The 14,727-nt window shown below is 71.5% G+C and carries 14 protein-coding genes and 1 riboswitch; of the genes, 7 read left to right on the top strand and 7 right to left on the bottom strand.

Translation table 11 applies throughout. From position 1 onward, the window contains the following. Window positions 1–71: 71 nt before the first annotated feature. From ACGFSA_RS26655 to thiO, 5 genes are all read right to left on the bottom strand, one after another. Complete coding sequence (locus ACGFSA_RS26655; RefSeq protein ID WP_393308342.1) at window positions 72–929, bottom strand: deoxyribonuclease IV; 858 nt, start codon at window positions 927–929, stop codon at window positions 72–74. A 6-nt stretch (window positions 930–935) separates the two neighbouring features. After that, on the bottom strand, window positions 936–2,846 hold the full coding sequence (pknB, locus tag ACGFSA_RS26660) for a Stk1 family PASTA domain-containing Ser/Thr kinase (protein WP_393308344.1): 1,911 nt from the start codon (window positions 2,844–2,846) through the stop codon (window positions 936–938). Window positions 2,847–2,969: 123 nt separating this feature from the next. Continuing rightward, entirely contained in the window at window positions 2,970–3,764 is a 795-nt protein-coding gene (locus ACGFSA_RS26665; RefSeq protein WP_393308346.1) for a thiazole synthase, read from the bottom strand. A gap of 2 nt (window positions 3,765–3,766) precedes the next feature. Next, window positions 3,767–3,985 (bottom strand): sulfur carrier protein ThiS, encoded by a 219-nt coding sequence (gene thiS / locus ACGFSA_RS26670; protein WP_393308348.1) that lies wholly within the window; start codon window positions 3,983–3,985, stop codon window positions 3,767–3,769. Further along, complete coding sequence (thiO, locus tag ACGFSA_RS26675) at window positions 3,982–5,190, bottom strand: glycine oxidase ThiO (protein WP_393308350.1); 1,209 nt, start codon at window positions 5,188–5,190, stop codon at window positions 3,982–3,984. Before thiO ends, thiS begins: the two co-directional genes overlap by 4 nt. Further along, window positions 5,188–5,300, bottom strand: a riboswitch (TPP riboswitch). (Overlaps the previous gene by 3 nt.) A gap of 51 nt (window positions 5,301–5,351) precedes the next feature. On the opposite strand from thiO, the gene ACGFSA_RS26680 reads away from it, so the two are divergent. The 7 genes from ACGFSA_RS26680 (at window position 5,352) to ACGFSA_RS26710 (ending at window position 12,105) form a co-directional block, all read left to right on the top strand. Further along, window positions 5,352–5,711: a hypothetical protein gene (locus tag ACGFSA_RS26680; protein ID WP_393308352.1), complete on the top strand. Its 360-nt coding sequence runs from the start codon at window positions 5,352–5,354 to the stop codon at window positions 5,709–5,711. A gap of 78 nt (window positions 5,712–5,789) precedes the next feature. Next, complete coding sequence (locus ACGFSA_RS26685) at window positions 5,790–6,974, top strand: NAD(P)/FAD-dependent oxidoreductase (RefSeq protein WP_393308371.1); 1,185 nt, start codon at window positions 5,790–5,792, stop codon at window positions 6,972–6,974. Between the two features lie 149 nt (window positions 6,975–7,123). Further along, entirely contained in the window at window positions 7,124–8,872 is a 1,749-nt protein-coding gene (locus ACGFSA_RS26690) for a peptide-N4-asparagine amidase (RefSeq protein WP_393308354.1), read from the top strand. Window positions 8,873–8,914: 42 nt separating this feature from the next. Continuing rightward, complete coding sequence (locus tag ACGFSA_RS26695) at window positions 8,915–9,280, top strand: Rv2175c family DNA-binding protein (RefSeq protein WP_393308357.1); 366 nt, start codon at window positions 8,915–8,917, stop codon at window positions 9,278–9,280. Between the two features lie 127 nt (window positions 9,281–9,407). Further along, complete coding sequence (gene thiE, locus ACGFSA_RS26700; protein ID WP_393308359.1) at window positions 9,408–10,061, top strand: thiamine phosphate synthase; 654 nt, start codon at window positions 9,408–9,410, stop codon at window positions 10,059–10,061. 155 nt (window positions 10,062–10,216) lie between these two features. Then, window positions 10,217–11,134 carry a methylenetetrahydrofolate reductase [NAD(P)H] gene (gene metF, locus ACGFSA_RS26705; RefSeq protein WP_393308373.1) on the top strand — a complete coding sequence of 306 codons (918 nt, stop codon included), beginning with the start codon at window positions 10,217–10,219 and terminating at the stop codon, window positions 11,132–11,134. 50 nt (window positions 11,135–11,184) lie between these two features. Continuing rightward, a complete protein-coding gene (locus tag ACGFSA_RS26710) occupies window positions 11,185–12,105 on the top strand; it encodes a hypothetical protein (RefSeq protein WP_393308361.1) in 921 nt (306 codons plus the stop codon). A 94-nt stretch (window positions 12,106–12,199) separates the two neighbouring features. On the opposite strand, the gene ACGFSA_RS26715 is transcribed toward ACGFSA_RS26710, so the two are convergent. Further along, a complete protein-coding gene (locus tag ACGFSA_RS26715; RefSeq protein WP_393308363.1) occupies window positions 12,200–13,720 on the bottom strand; it encodes a phytoene desaturase family protein in 1,521 nt (506 codons plus the stop codon). Between the two features lie 31 nt (window positions 13,721–13,751). Further along, the gene (locus tag ACGFSA_RS26720) at window positions 13,752–14,381 is read right to left on the bottom strand and encodes a DUF4126 domain-containing protein (protein WP_393308365.1); all 630 of its coding nucleotides are present in this window, start codon (window positions 14,379–14,381) and stop codon (window positions 13,752–13,754) included. Window positions 14,382–14,727 lie beyond the last annotated feature (346 nt).

A 14,727-nucleotide genomic window follows, 5' to 3' on the forward strand; every position in this document is an offset into this window, starting at 1 on the left:
ATGCCGGTGCGGTTCCTGTCGACAAGAAGAACCGTATACCCCATGGGGGTATTCCTCAATGGGTTTCGCGGTCAGCCGCAGTCGCGTAGCCCCTTCAGTCGCGCCACATCCGCCGCATGGCCTTCCTTGCCGCCCGGCGTCTCGATGATCAGCGGTACTCCCGCCGTCGCCGGATGGGCGAACAGTTCCCGGAACGGCTCCTCGCCGATGTGTCCGGCGCCGATGTTCTCGTGCCGGTCCTTGTTGGCTCCCACCACGTCCTTGGAGTCATTGGCGTGTATCAGCTTCAGCCGCCCCTCGCCGACCGTGTCCACCAGCAGGTCCAGGGTCTGCTTCATGCCCGCGGGGCCCGCCAGATCGTGCCCCGCCGCGTAGATGTGGCAGGTGTCGAGACAGATACCGAGCTTGGGGTGGGCGTCGAGTGCGTCGAAATACGGGCCGAAGTCCCAGGTCCGCGAGCAGAGCGAGAACCCCTGTCCGGCGGTCGACTCCAGCAGCAGATATGGGTCGTCGTCATGGGTCAGCTCGTCGAGGAGCGGCCTCATGTGCGTCCGTACCTGCGCCAGGGCCTCCGCGCGCGGCCGGCCGCCGGTCGCCGAGCCGGTGTGCACCACGACGCCCAGGGCGCCGATCTCACGGGCCCGGCGCAGGGAGTGGCGCAGCGAGTCCACGGACTTCTCCACGGTGGCCTCGGTGTGCGAGCCGAAATTGATCAGGTACGGGGCGTGGACGTATGCCGGTATCGACTCGGCTGCACACTCGGCGCGGAACTGTTCGTCCTGCGCCGGCTTCCCGGTGGGCGTGGCCCAGCCACGCGGATTGGCGACGAAGACCTGGACGGCCTCCGCCCCCATCTCACGGGCGTAGGGCAGACCGACTTTGGCCAGGCCGCCGGCCACGGGGACATGGCCGCCGACGGGGTTGCGCATATGGATCTAGAGCCCCTTGGTCTTGATGGTGATGGTGCTGCCCTCGGGGGCCTGTGTGCCGCCGTCCACGGACTGACTGGCGATCTTGTCACTGAAGGAGAGGAACGGGCGGTCGACCTTGACCTCGAAGCCCGCCTTCTTCAGCAGCCTCGTCGCCTCGTCGACGTCCTTGCCGGTGACGTCCGGTACGTCGATCATCCGCGGGCCCTTGGAGACCGTGAGCGTGACGGTGTCGCCCTCGGCGACATGGGCACCCTGGCCCGGGGACTGGTGCGCGATGTCGCCCTCGACCTCGGGAGAGTTGACGCGGCCGGGCAGCACCTCGGCCTTCAGCCCTTCCTCGTCCAGTGCGGCGGTGGCGTCCTGGACCGACAGTCCGGTGACATCGGGGACATCGACCGGGCTGCCCTTGCTGACGACCAGGGCGACCGCGGAGTCGGGGTGGCGCTCGGCGCCCGCTGCGGGATCCGTACGGATCACGTGGCCCCGGTCGAACTCCCCGCTGAACTCCCTGGTGACCATGCCGGGCACCAGCCCGCTCTTCTTCAGCGCCTGCCTGGCCTCGGCCAGCGCCATGCCCTCGACGGCGGGCACCTTCACGATCTCCGGGCCGCGCGACACGGTGATCGTCACCGAGCCGTTGCCCCGGATCCGGGCGCCGGACTTCGGATCACTGTCGATGACCCTGCCGCGCTCGACGCTGTCGCTGTAGGCCCGCTTGACGCTCTTCAGCTCCAGCCCGGAGTCGGAGAGCCGCTGCCCGGCCTCCTTCTCGGTCTGGCCGAGGAGGGAGGGGACCCGGGTGAACTGTCCCGAGTTGATGTACCAGACACCGGTACCGGCCCCGAGCACCAGCAGCACGGCGAAGATCGCGACAAGCATTCCGCGCCGCGGCCCGCGTCGGGCCTGCCGGTCCTGCTCGGGCGGCAGCGGCGGGGGCATCTCCAGCCGGCTGGTGTGGTGGGCCGTGCCCTGACCCTCCGGGAGCACCCGGGGGATCACACTCGTGCGGTCCTCGGCGACGTCGTGCACCTCGGCGAGGGCCTGCGGCGGTACGGCGTCCAATTGTTCGTCGGTGAGCGCGGCGCGCGCGGTGCGGGCCTCGGCCAGCAGGGCCACCGCGTCGAACGGGCGGACCTCGGGGTCACGGGCGGTGGCGCTCGCGACCAGGCGGTCCAGCTCGACCGCGAGCCCGGGGACGGCGGCCGAGGGGGCCGGGACGTCCTCGTTGAGGTGCTGGTAGATGACCTGGGCGGGGGAGTCACCGGTGTGCGGCTTGGCGCCCGTCAGCATCTCGTACAGCACGACACCGCAGGCGTACACATCGGCGCGGGTGTCCGCCGTGCCGTGCTCGATCTGCTCGGGGGCGAGGTAGGAGACGGTGCCCAGGACGGATCCGGTGGTGTTCGTGACCGCGCCCACAGCCCGTACGAGACCGAAATCCGCGACCTTCACCCGGCCGTCGTCCCCTATCAGGACGTTCTCCGGCTTCATGTCGCGGTGCACGAACCCCGCCCGGTGTGCGGCACCGAGCGCGGCGAGGACCGGCTCCAGGATGTCCAGGGCGGCCCGCGGCTGCAGGGCGCCGCGCTCGCGCAGGATGTCGCGCAGCGTGCAGCCCGCGACGTACTCCATCGCCAGGTAGACGTACGCCCCCTGGGCGCCCTGGTCGAAGACCGCGACCACATTGGGGTGGGCGAGCCTGGCCACCGACTTGGCCTCGCGGATGAAGCGCTCGACGAATGAGACGTCGGTCGCGAGCGCCGGGTGCATCACCTTGAGGGCGAGCACCCGGTCGAGCCGGGTGTCCATGGCCCGGTAGACCGTGGCCATCCCGCCCACGGCGATGCGGGCATCGACGCGGTAACGGCCGTCGAGCAGCTGCCCGACAAGGGGGTCCTGGAGGGTCTTATCCACGCAGCCGAGTCTACGAGCCACCGCGGACACGACCGACGGGCCGGGGCGATCCCGGGTCCGTACTGCAGCCGAGCCGTGACAGGGACATGCGCTTCAGCAGCGTACGGACCCGGGGACGCGCGCTCAGAACGCCGCCCGCTCCGGGTCCAGTACCGCCCGCCCCTCCACCGGTGAGGAGGCCTCGGCGAAGTGGCGCCGCGGGATCCGGCCCGCGCGGTACGCCAGCCGCCCGCCGTCCACCGCGTGCCGCATCGCCGCCGCCATCAGCTCGGGCTCCTGCGCCCGGGTCACCGCCGACGCCAGCATCACCGCCGCGCACCCCAGCTCCATCGCCAGGGCCGCGTCCGAGGCGGTCCCGGCGCCCGCGTCGAGAATGACCGGCACCCGGGCCTGCTCGACGATCAGCTGGAAGTTGTGCGGATTGCGGATGCCGAGCCCGGAGCCGATGGGGGAGCCGAGCGGCATGATCGCCGCGCATCCCACGTCCTCCAGTTTCCGGGCGAGCACCGGGTCGTCGCTGGTGTACGGCAGGACGGTGAACCCGTCGTCCACCAGGGTCTCCGCGGCGTCCAGCAACTCGATCGGGTCGGGCAGCAGAGTCCGTTCGTCGGCCACGACCTCCAGCTTGATCCAGTCGGTGCCCAGCGCCTCACGGGCCAGCCGGGCGGTCAGCACGGCCTCGCCCGCGGTGAAGCAGCCCGCCGTGTTCGGCAGGACGCGGATCGAGAGGCGTTCGAGGACGGAGAGGACCGAGCCCTGCACGGTCGGGTCGAGGCGGCGCATCGCGACGGTGGTCAGCTCGGTGCCGGACGCCGTCAGGGAGCGTTCGAGCACGTCGAGGCCGGCCGCCCCGCCCGTTCCCATGATCAGCCGGGAGCCGAACGTGATGCCACCGAGGGTGAAGAGATCGTCGGACATGGTCAGCCTCCCTGGACCGCGGTGAGGACTTCGATCCGGTCGCCGTCGGCGAGGGCGGCGGCCGACCAGCGGCTGCGCGGGACGACGGTCTCGTTGAGGGCCGCGGCGACCCCGGAGGGCGCCGCCGTCAGTGTCGCCACAAGGGCCTCCAGAGTGGTGCCCGCGGCGATCGAACGGGGATCGCCGTTCACGGAGACGGTGAGCGGACGGGAGTCGGTCATGCGGGCTGCTCCTGACGTACGGAGGCGGAGGGCGGTACGGGGGCGGGTGCGAATCGTCCGGGGGCGAAGGGGCGGGCCACGGCGGGCAGCTCGCCGGTGGTCAGCAACTCGGCCATGGCGTCACCGGTGACGGGGGTGAGCAGCACGCCGTTGCGATGGTGGCCGGTGGCGAGGTGGAGGCCGGACAGGGCGGTGGGGCCGAGCAGCGGGGCGTTGTCCGGGGAGGTGGGGCGAAGGCCGGCTCGGGTCTCGGTGAGCGGCAGTTCGGTGATGCCGGGCACCAGCTCGTGGGCGTCGCGCAGCAGCTCGTACACCCCGCCCGCCGTGACGGTGGTGTCCCAGCCCATCTCCTCGCTGGTCGCGCCGACGACGAGCTCGCCGTTCTCGCGCGGGACGAGATAGACATGGCTGCCCCGGACCACGGCCCGCACGGTGCGGGTGAGGAACGGTGCGTAAGCGGCGGGCACGGTCAGCCGGAGCACCTGTCCCTTCACGGGTCGCACCGGGGGAACGACCTCGTCCGGCAGCCCGGCGAGCCGCCCGCTGAGGCTGCCCGCGGCGAGTACGACCTGGTCGGCGGCCAGCTCCGTACCGGCCGCGAGTACGGCTCCGGCGGCCCGGTCCCGTGCCACCCCGAGGCGTTCCGCCCAGTCGCGGTGGAAGACCACCCCGGCCCGTTCGCAGGCCGTCAGCAGAGCGGCGGCCAGTCGGCGGGGATCGACCTGGTGGTCCCCGTCGACCCGCAGACCGCCGCGCACGCCCGGCGCCAGCATGGGCTCCAGCCGACGGCACTCACGGCCGGTGAGCCACTCCGACTCCAGCCCCGAACGCTGCTGCAGCGCGTGCAGCTCCCGCAGATGGGCGCGGTCGTCCGAGTCCAGGGCGACCGCCAGGGTGCCGCAGGCGCGGAAGCCGATGTCCTGGCCACTCGCCGCCTCCAGTTCGGCCGCGAAGGCCGGGTAGCGCGCGGCGGACGCGACATTGAGGCCGAGCAGCATCTGCTCGCCGTAGTGGAGTTCGGTGACGGCGGCGAGCATCCCGGCCGCGACCCGGGCGGCCCCGCCGCCCGGGTCGGGGTCGACGACCGCGGTGCGCAGACCGCGCTGCGCAGCCCGCCAGGCGGTCACCAGACCGATGATCCCGCCCCCGATGACGAGGACGTCGGATTCTTGTGCGGATACGGATGTGTTCCCGGAAGAACGCATGGGCGTCCAGCCCCTCCCTTCGCCGGCATGACCCGGATCAGGTTCGTACGGTCGGAGGCCGCCCAGCCTCCCTCTCAGCCCGGTGCGTCCGGGCTCCCGCGAGTGTCTTACGGTGGCCACCCTAGACCCCGTTCCCCGGCCCCTGTAAGGGAGCAGCCACCGTGGCCCGTTCGCTCGACGGACTCGTCCTCTCGCCGGTCGCCGACCAGGCGCCGGGCCAGGTCGGCACCCGTACCCGCTTCACGTACCACGAGCAGGACGGCCGGATCTGGGCCGAGTACGCGGGCGGCGACGTGGTCCGGGGCCATCTCGTCGGCACCAGGACCGCCGATCGACTCGACTTCCGGTACGTCCAGTTGAAGCAGGACGGAACGACATCCTCCGGACACTGCCGTTCCACCGTCGTCGAGCTCGCCGACGGCCGCGTGCGGCTGGACGAGCGGTGGGAGTGGGAGTCGCAGGAGGGCAGCGGGACGAGCGTGGTCGAGGAGTGTCTGGCTGACGGGCCGTCAGGTGTTTAAGGTGGACAGGTGAGCGAGCAGCAGACTGAGCAGCCGGACCGGCGGACCGAGCGCCGCATCGTCATCGTCGGTGCGGGCATGGCCGGTGTGCAGACCGCGGTGGCCCTGCGGGAACAGGGCTTCACCGGCCCGGTCACCCTGATCGGCGCCGAACCCCACCAGCCCTACGACCGGCCGCCGCTGTCCAAGGCGGTGCTGCTCGGCGAGGCCGAGGACTCCGCCTTCGACATCGACTTCGAGGCGCTCGACATCGAGCTGCAGCTGGGCCGCGACGTGACCGGCGTCCGGTCCGAGGCGCACGAACTGGACACCCCGACGGGCCCCGTCCCGTACGACGTCCTGGTCATCGCCACCGGCGCCGAACCGGTCGAGCTGCCGGGCTCCGAGGGTGTGCGCGGCGTCCATCTGCTGCGCACCCTCGACGACGCCGCACGGCTGCGGCCGGTCCTCGGCGAGCAGCACACCGTCGTGGTCGTCGGTGCCGGATGGATCGGCGCGGAGTTCGCCACCGCGGCCCGCGCCGCGGGCTGCGAGGTCACCGTCGTCGAGGCCGCCGACCGGCCGCTCGCGGGCGTCCTGCCCGCCGAGGTCGCCGCTCCGATGGCCCGCTGGTACGGGGAGAGCGGCGCGGAACTCCTCACCGGTGCCCCGGTGGCCCGCATCGAGCCCGGCCGGGTGGTCCTCGCCGACGGCCGCGCACTCGCGGCCGGAGCGGTGGTCGTCGGGATCGGCGCCCGGCCCGCCACCGCCTGGCTGGCCGGCTCCGGCATCGCGCTCGGACCGGACGGATCGGTGACCGCCGACGAAGCGCTGCGAACCTCGTTGCCCGATGTGTACGCCGTCGGGGACTGCGCCTCCTTCCCCTCCGCGCGATACGGCACGCGCCTCCTCGTCCACCACTGGGACAACGCCGTCCAGGGGCCGCGGACCGCCGCCGCCAACATCATCGGCGCCGGATCCGGCGGGGCGCCGCAGCCTCTCACGTACGACCCCGTGCCGTACTTCTGGTCCGAGCAGTTCGACCGGTTCGTGCAGTACGCGGGCCATCACGCGGGCGCCGACACCCTGCTGTGGCGCGGCGACCCGGACGGTCCCGCCTGGTCGGTCCTCTGGCTGCGGGACGGCGTGCTGGTCGCCGTCCTCGCCGTCGGCCGGCCGCGCGACCTGGCCCAGGGGCGCAAGCTCATCGAGGCGGGAGCGCGGCTCGATGAGGTGCGGGCGGCCGATCCCTCCGTGCCGCTGAAATCGACGGTACGTCAGTAACGGCCTCCCGCAGGGGAGACCGTAAGTACCCGACGGGCCCGTGAAGGGGGCGGAGCGCAATCTCCGCTATGCGGACACCTCTTGGCTGCGGGGCAAAATTGGTGCACTGTACAGCTTTTGGATCACCGACCCTATTCCGAAGGATGTACATGTCCCCCTACCGATGGGTCCGCGCCCTGCGCGGAATCTCCGCGGCGGCGGCCTCGATCGCCCTCATCGGCGGTGCAGTCGCCGCCCCGGCGTACGCGGGCACCGCCCCGGCCCCCGGCTCCAACCCGGCCGTCTCCTACCAGGACCCGGTCGACGCACTGCCGCCGGTCTCCCGCCCGGACACCGAGCACTGCGCGGTGACGGCCGTCGATCACGACTTCGGCTACACGCTCGGCGGGCCGCCGTACACCACCACGCTCACCCCGCCCGCCCGGTGCGAGGGACCCTGGAACAAGGTCGTCCTCGACTGGTCGGGCAGCGTGAAGGGGCGTCAGTACGACCGTCTCGCCGCGGTGTTCGTCGGCGGCGCGGAGGTCTTCCGCACCAGCACGGCCGAGCCCGACGACGACGGCATCAGCTGGCACGTCGCCAAGGACATCACCGAGTTCGCGCCGCTCCTCAAGGACCCGCAGAAGCTTCAGCTGGAGCTCGGAAACGTTGTCAACGGCACGTACACCGGCGTGTACCACGTGAAGCTGACGATCACGTACTACCGGGCCGACCGGCGCCACCCGGCCGCCACCACGGCCGACCGGATCGTCCCCCTGGGCAACACCGCCTCCACCGACGCCCCTTGGCTGAGCGTCGGCAAGGGCGGCTCCACCAGCACCGACGTCACCTTCCCGCGCAATCTGACCGGCGCGCGTCTGCAGGTCTACGCACGCGGCGGCGGCTGCGACGAGCAGTGGTTCGACGCGGTCCCCAGTGACCTCGCGGCCACCGCCCCCGACTACCTCTGCGGCGGCGGCCCCTACCGCGAGGTGCAGGTCACGGTGGACGGGCGCCCCGCGGGCCTCGCCCAGCCGTATCCGGTCGTCTACTCCGGCGGCATCGTGCCGACCCTGTGGCGGCCGATCCCGGCCATCGACCAGTTCCGGACCGAGGCGTACGACATCGACCTCACCCCCTTCGCGGGCGAGCTGGCCGACGGCCGGCCGCACGCCATCGGGATCACTCCGTACGGCGCGGCCGACACCTGGATCGTCGACGGTTCGCTCTTCCTCGACACGGACGCGCACGCGTCACGTACGAGCGGCCAGGTGACCGTCAACACGCTCACCGGCACTCCCGCCGTGAAGACCGTCCAGACCCCGCGTGAGGACGGCTCCACCCATGTCTCCGTGTCGACCGGCCGCTCCTGGAAGATCTCGGGCTACGTCCGGACCTCGAAGGGCCGGGTCACCACCACCGTCGAGCAGGAATTCGCGTACACCAACACGGACACGGTCTCCAGGACCGGGCAGCAGCAGACGATGCACCAGCGCGACCACGGCTCCACCACGGTGACGACCAGGACGGGCGGGCGCACCAGCGCACAGCGGCACGCCTGGTCCTACCCCATCGACGTCGACATGGACATCCCGGTCTACGGCGACTACAACAACTACGACCTGAGGGCCGCAGTCACCCAGCGCCGTGTGCTGATCGACACATCCCGGACGGGTTCCGCGCGCGTGTGGCGCACGGACGCCGTCACGGACGACACCGTGGACTCGACCGGCAACCTCGCCCGCACGGGCGGCGTGGTCACCGCCGCGGACGGAGCCTCGGCCGAGAAGTACCGGGGCACCACCGACACCGGTGCCTGCTACTCGCGTGTCCTGGAGTCCGCCCACGGCTGGATCACCAGCGACCAGGAGTCGCGTTGCCGCGTCGCGGACGTGGTTCGCGAGGCCCTGAAGGGATGAGTCCGGGTATCGGCTGTCAGTGCGGGATGGCAGGCTTGTCCTGTGACCGAGATTGACGCAAAGATCGATGCTCTTGTCCCTGCCTGGCTCCACCTCCCCGACATCGCAGAAATGTTCGATGTCGAGGTGACGCGCGTGCGGCAGCTGGTCAAGGAAGGCCAGCTCATCGCCGTACGACGTGGTGAGAACCGGGCGCTCCAGGTGCCTGCTGCCTTCATCGACGGCAACAAGGTGGTCAAGGGCCTCTCCGGCACCCTGACGCTCCTGAGGGACGACGGCTACTCCGATGAAGAGATGCTGGAATGGCTCTTCACTCCTGACCCGAGCCTGCCGGGTACCCCCGCACAGGCGCTGAGCGAGAATCGCGGCACGGAGGTGAAGCGCCGCGCCCAGGCGCTCGCCGTCTGACCGGGACGACCATACGCGGGGTACGGGCCGTGCGCCTCAGCGCGGCCCGTACCGCCGCATCAGGCCGCCCCGCCGTACCGCTCCGCAGCACCAGCAGTACCGCTCCGTCCCAAGGGGGAACCGCACCATGCCCACGCCTCGCGCGCTGCTGTCCGACGCCCGGCTCTACCTGTGCACGGACGCCCGCAGACGCGAGGGTGACCTCCCCGAGTTCCTCGACGCCGTGCTCTCCTCCGGCGTCGACATCGTCCAGCTGCGCGACAAGGGCATGGAAGCGGCCGAGGAGCTCGAACACCTCGCTGTCTTCGCCGACGCCTGCAGGCGCCACGGCACGCTCCTCGCGGTGAACGACCGGGCCGATGTCGCCCATGCCATCGGCTCCGATGTGCTCCACCTCGGCCAGGGGGACCTGCCCGTGCCCGCCGCCCGGGCCATCATCGGCGGGGACGTGGTGATCGGCCGCTCCACACACGCCGAGTCCGAGGTCGATGCGGCCGTCGCCGAACCCGGCGTGGACTACTTCTGCACCGGACCCTGCTGGCCCACCCCGACCAAGCCCGGCCGGCACGCCCCGGGCCTCGACCTCGTGCGGTACGCCGCCTCGCTCGGCCGGACGCGCCCGTGGTTCGCCATCGGCGGGATCGACGCGGACAACCTCGACGAGGTGCTGGACGCGGGGGCGCGCAGGGTCGTGGTCGTACGGGCCATCACCGAGGCAGACGACCCGGCCGCGGCCGCCGCCGGGCTCGCGAAGCGGATCAGGGCACGCGCCGACGTCTGACAAGCACGTCAGGAATGCCGCAGGGCATCCATGAACGACCGGGTCCGCCCGGAGACTGCGCGAAGAGTGTCCGAGGGCTGGACAAACCACCAGTCAATTCGGGCAATTGCCGCTGGTCTGGTCGGGACACCCTCGAGCCCTGGTTAACCTTCAGTATGGCCCTTGGCACTCCTTCTACCAGGACAGATCACGCACCCACCGTGCGTGAGCTTCTCGCGACCGGCAAGACGTCGTATTCGTTCGAGTTCTGGGCACCCAAAACCGAGAAAGGCGAGCGGAATCTCTGGAATGCCCTGCGCCGTGTCGAGGCGGTGGGGCCGAGCTTCGTCTCCGTGACGTACGGCGCCGGCGGTTCCACCCGGGCCGGAACGGTGCGGGCCACCCAGCAGATCGCTGCCGATTCCACGCTCACCCCGGTCGCCCATCTGACCGCCGTCGACCACTCCGTCGCCGAACTCCGCAACATGATCGGGCAGTACGCGGACGCCGGAATCAGGAACATCCTCGCCGTGCGCGGCGACCCGCCGGGCGACCCGATGGGCGAGTGGGTCGAGCACCCGCAGGGCGTGCGGTACGCGGCCGATCTCGTCCGGCTCATCAAGGAATCCGGCGATTTCTGTGTCGGCGTCGCCGCATTTCCCGAGATGCACCCGCGCTCGACCGACTGGGACACCGACATCCAGCATTTCGTGGACAAGTGCCGTGCCGGCGCCGACTATGCGATCACGCAGATGTTCTTCAGTCCGGACGACTATCTGCGCATGCGTGACCGAGTGGTTGCAGCGGGTTGCGACACGCCGATCATCCCCGAGGTCATGCCGCTCACCAGCGTCAAACAGCTGGAGCGGTTTCCGCAGCTCAGCAACGCGTCGCTGCCGTCGTCGCTGAAAGAACGCATCCTCGCCGTCAAGGACGATCCCGCCGCTGTACGCTCCATTGGGATTGAGTTCGCGACGGAGTTCTGCGCGAGGCTGCGCTCCGAGGGTGTGCCCGGACTGCACTTCATCACGCTCAACAACTCGACGGCGACGCTCGAGATCTACGAGAATCTCGGACTGCACAAGCAGTCGTGACCGGCCGTACCCGCCACGACCCGGGGCGGTGGCCGTAGAAGGGGGCGGGCATGGGCTGGACGGTCCTCTACATCGCGTTCGGCATCGTGGCGTTGTGGCTGCTCGGCGAGGTGCTGCTGCAGTACAAGGCGCGGCTTCGCTGGCGCCTGCTCGCCTTCGGCGGGTTCGCCTGTGTGGTCGTCGGCGTACTGATGCCGTCCGTCTTCGTCATCGCCGTCGGCGCGATCGCGTTCGCCACCGGCCAGACGTACGTCACGCTCTCGTTCCGGCGCGGCTTCTCGACCGGCTGGGCCATAGGGGGCAGCCCGGGCGAGAGCCGTCGCCGCCGGTCGCGGGGCCGCCGGGACACCCACCGGGAGCCCAAGCTGGAGGTGTCGGACCTGGAGATGGAGTACGACCGCTCGAACCAGGACGAGGCGAACAGCCCCGCTCCCGCGAGCGGGGCCGCGGTCTACGAGCCAGAGCCGCTGCCCGACGACACCGGGCAGTACGGCATCTACACCGACCCCCAGCCCGCGCAGCAGTCCCAGCAGTCGCAGCCCCAGTACGCCTCCCACGACCCGTACCCGGACTCCTCCGCGTACACCGCGCCCGCCCAGGACTCGTACGCCGGCCAGGACAGCTACGGCGGACAGGGCACGTACGCGAGTCAGGACCCCTACGCCGGGCAGCACGACTACGGCACGGGACGGCAGCAGTACGCCGCGTACTCCGACCCGTACATCGGCACCACCACCGGCTCCCCGCAGTACGGGGCCCAGGACCCGTACGCGGGCCATGACAGCTATGGCGGTCAGCAGCAGTTCACGGCAGACCCCTACGCCCAGCAGTACGCCTCCGAGACGCCGCCGGGCGGCGTCTGGGTGCCGCAGCAGCGCGAGGGCGAGCAGTACCCGCCGCTGCCACCGGAGCAGCCCGCGCCGCTCCCGAACGGCTACGACACCGGCTACAACGACCAGTACCGCTACTGACGGGGCGCGTCGAGTCGTCGGGCGGAGTCCGAACCCGTCGGCTGCTGGAGGAGGGAGCGGCGACCGGACGTGCCCGGCACTCGCCTCCTCAGGGTCACCGGGAGCCGCGGAAGCCGTCCCCCTCCACGATGAGCCCGGCGACGAGCGCCCCCGACATCCCGGCGTGCGCGAGCCCGCCGCCCGGGTGCGACCAGCCGCCCGAGAGGTAGAGCCCGGGCAACCGGGTGCGGTTGCCCGGATGCAGATACGCGCCCCCGGCCCCGGCCAGCGCGGGCGCGGGCACCGAACCGCCCTCGGCGCCGGTGTCGGCCGCGCTCTCGGCGGGCGTCCGCACCTCGGCGTGGAGCACCCGCTCCCGTATCCCGGGAACGGCTGCGCCGGCCGCCTCGATCAGCGTGGCGGCGTACCCCTCGCGCAGCGCACCGTCCGTCCAGTCCACCGCGCCGTGCGGGGCGACCGTCGCCGTGAGCGTCACTGCCTCGTGCGCGTCGTCGGGGCGGGTCGTGGGGTCGTCGGGGCGGATCACCGTCACCGTGGGACCTGCGGCGAGCCGGCCGCCGAACACCGCCTCGCGCTCCGCCGCGCCGTCCGCGCCGTGCACCACCGTCCGGTGCACCGCGTCCGCGGGCCGGGCGCCGCGCAGCGACAGCAGGACCTGGAACCGGCCCGGCACCGCCGTCCCGCCGCCCGGTCGCGGCTGAGCCGTCACATCATCGCTCTGCCAGAGCCTCTGACCCGGCACCAGACCGGGGTGCGGCCAGGCCCCCAGCACCACATGGTCGGCCTCCGCGACCGTGCCCGCGGCGAGCTCGACGCCCGCTGCCCGGCCATCCTTCTCCACGACCCGGGCCACCTCGGCGCCGAAGACGAACTCCACCTTCCGGGTCCGGCACCGCTCGTACACCGCCTGCGCCAGCGCCCGGATTCCGCCCGCCACGTACCAGCTGCCGAACGTCTCCTCCATGTACGGCAGAAGGGCCGCGCTCGCCGGTGCGCGCAGCGGATCGAGGCCGTACGACAACGTGTATCCGTCGAGGAGAGCGGCCAGCCGGGGGTCCGTCAGCTCCCAGGCGCCGACCTCCGCGACCGTGCCCGCCAGGCGGGCCGAGCGCAGCAGTCGGCGCTGCCGGAGTGCCGGGTACGGATCGCGGCCCAGCACCTCCCAGTCGGGGCGCAACGGCTCCTCGAGCAGCGGCCGCCGGGACCGGTCCCAGGCATCGCGGGCCCGGTCCAGGAACCCGCCCCAGCTGCCGCCCGCACCGGCCCCCAGCGCGCTGTCCAGGGCGGCGACCACCCCGGCGCGCGAGGCGTTCGGCAGCGAGACCGCCGTGCCGTCGGCGAAGAGATGGCGGCTCGCCGGATCGACCTGCGTCATCGTGACGCACCGCTCCAGCGGCTCCTTGCCGGTCTTCACGAACAGGTCGCGGTAGACGGCGGGCAGATGCAGCAGCGAGGGGCCGGTGTCGAACGCGAAGCCGTCGCGGGCATACCGGCCGACCGAGCCGCCGAAGGTCTCCGACCGCTCGTACACCGTCACCCGGTTGCCTGCCACGGCCAGCCGGGCGGCCGCCGCCATTGCGCCCATCCCGGCGCCGATCACCGCAATACGTGCCATGTCAGTGACCTTAGCGGCCTGCACCGACAGCTCAGCCGGAAGGCCGGTGCGGACGAGGCTCCGAACCCGTCCCGGCCAGGTGTTTCTCCTGCCGCCGCTGCGCTTTGCGGCGCAGGAACCTGCGGATGCGGGAGGCCAGGAAGATCAGTACCACCAGGCCGAGGAAGAGCAGGGTCGCGGCGATGACCGCCGCCGCCAGCGGATGGAATATCGCGAACGTGATGATCCCGGCGACTCCGAGGTCCTCGGCCGTGCTCACCGCGATATTGCTGAACGGCTCGGGGGAGGTGTTCAACGCCATCCTGGTGCCCGCCTTCACCAGGTGGCTCATCAGCGCCGTGGAACCGCCGACGGCCCCGGCCGCGATCTCCGGCAGCGAACCGCTTTCTCCGGCCAGCAGCGCCGCCACGACAGCCCCGGCGACCGGCCTGACGACGGTGTGCACCGAGTCCCAGACCGAGTCCACGTACGGGATCCGGTCCGCGACCGTCTCGCACAGGAAGAGCACGGCGGCCACCACGAGCACATCGGTGCGCTGCAGCGACGTGGGCACCTCGTCGCTGACTCCGGTCGCGCCGAAGATGCCGAGCAACAGGACCACCGCATAGGCGTTGATCCCGCTCGCCCAGCCACTTGTGAACACCAGGGGGAGTACGGACACGGACGCGATCGTAACCAGGAGCGTGCCGCTCCGGGTGGGGTCCGGTGCACAGCTCTGAGTATCCGTACCTAGTCGGCGAGATGAGTAGGTAAGCGGATGGGCTCTCACCTGCGCAGACGGAAGAGTGGGGAGCACGGAAGGGGCGCAGCGCCGGTACCGCCGACACGGGGCGGCGGAACGGGTGCCGCACTCCTTCCGGAGCGGGGGCGCACGGGGTGCGCAACGGAGGGCCGTGGATCGCGGGGAAAGGCTCTTCGGCAGTACAGGAAACGTCGGTCGGGCGAGGCTCGGGGGGGCACCGACACCACCCCCCACCCATAAGCCGTTGGGGGCCAAACCCCCCGCG

This window comes from Streptomyces sp. NPDC048496 (genome assembly GCF_043200055.1).
Classification (GTDB): Bacteria; Actinomycetota; Actinomycetes; order Streptomycetales; family Streptomycetaceae; genus Streptomyces.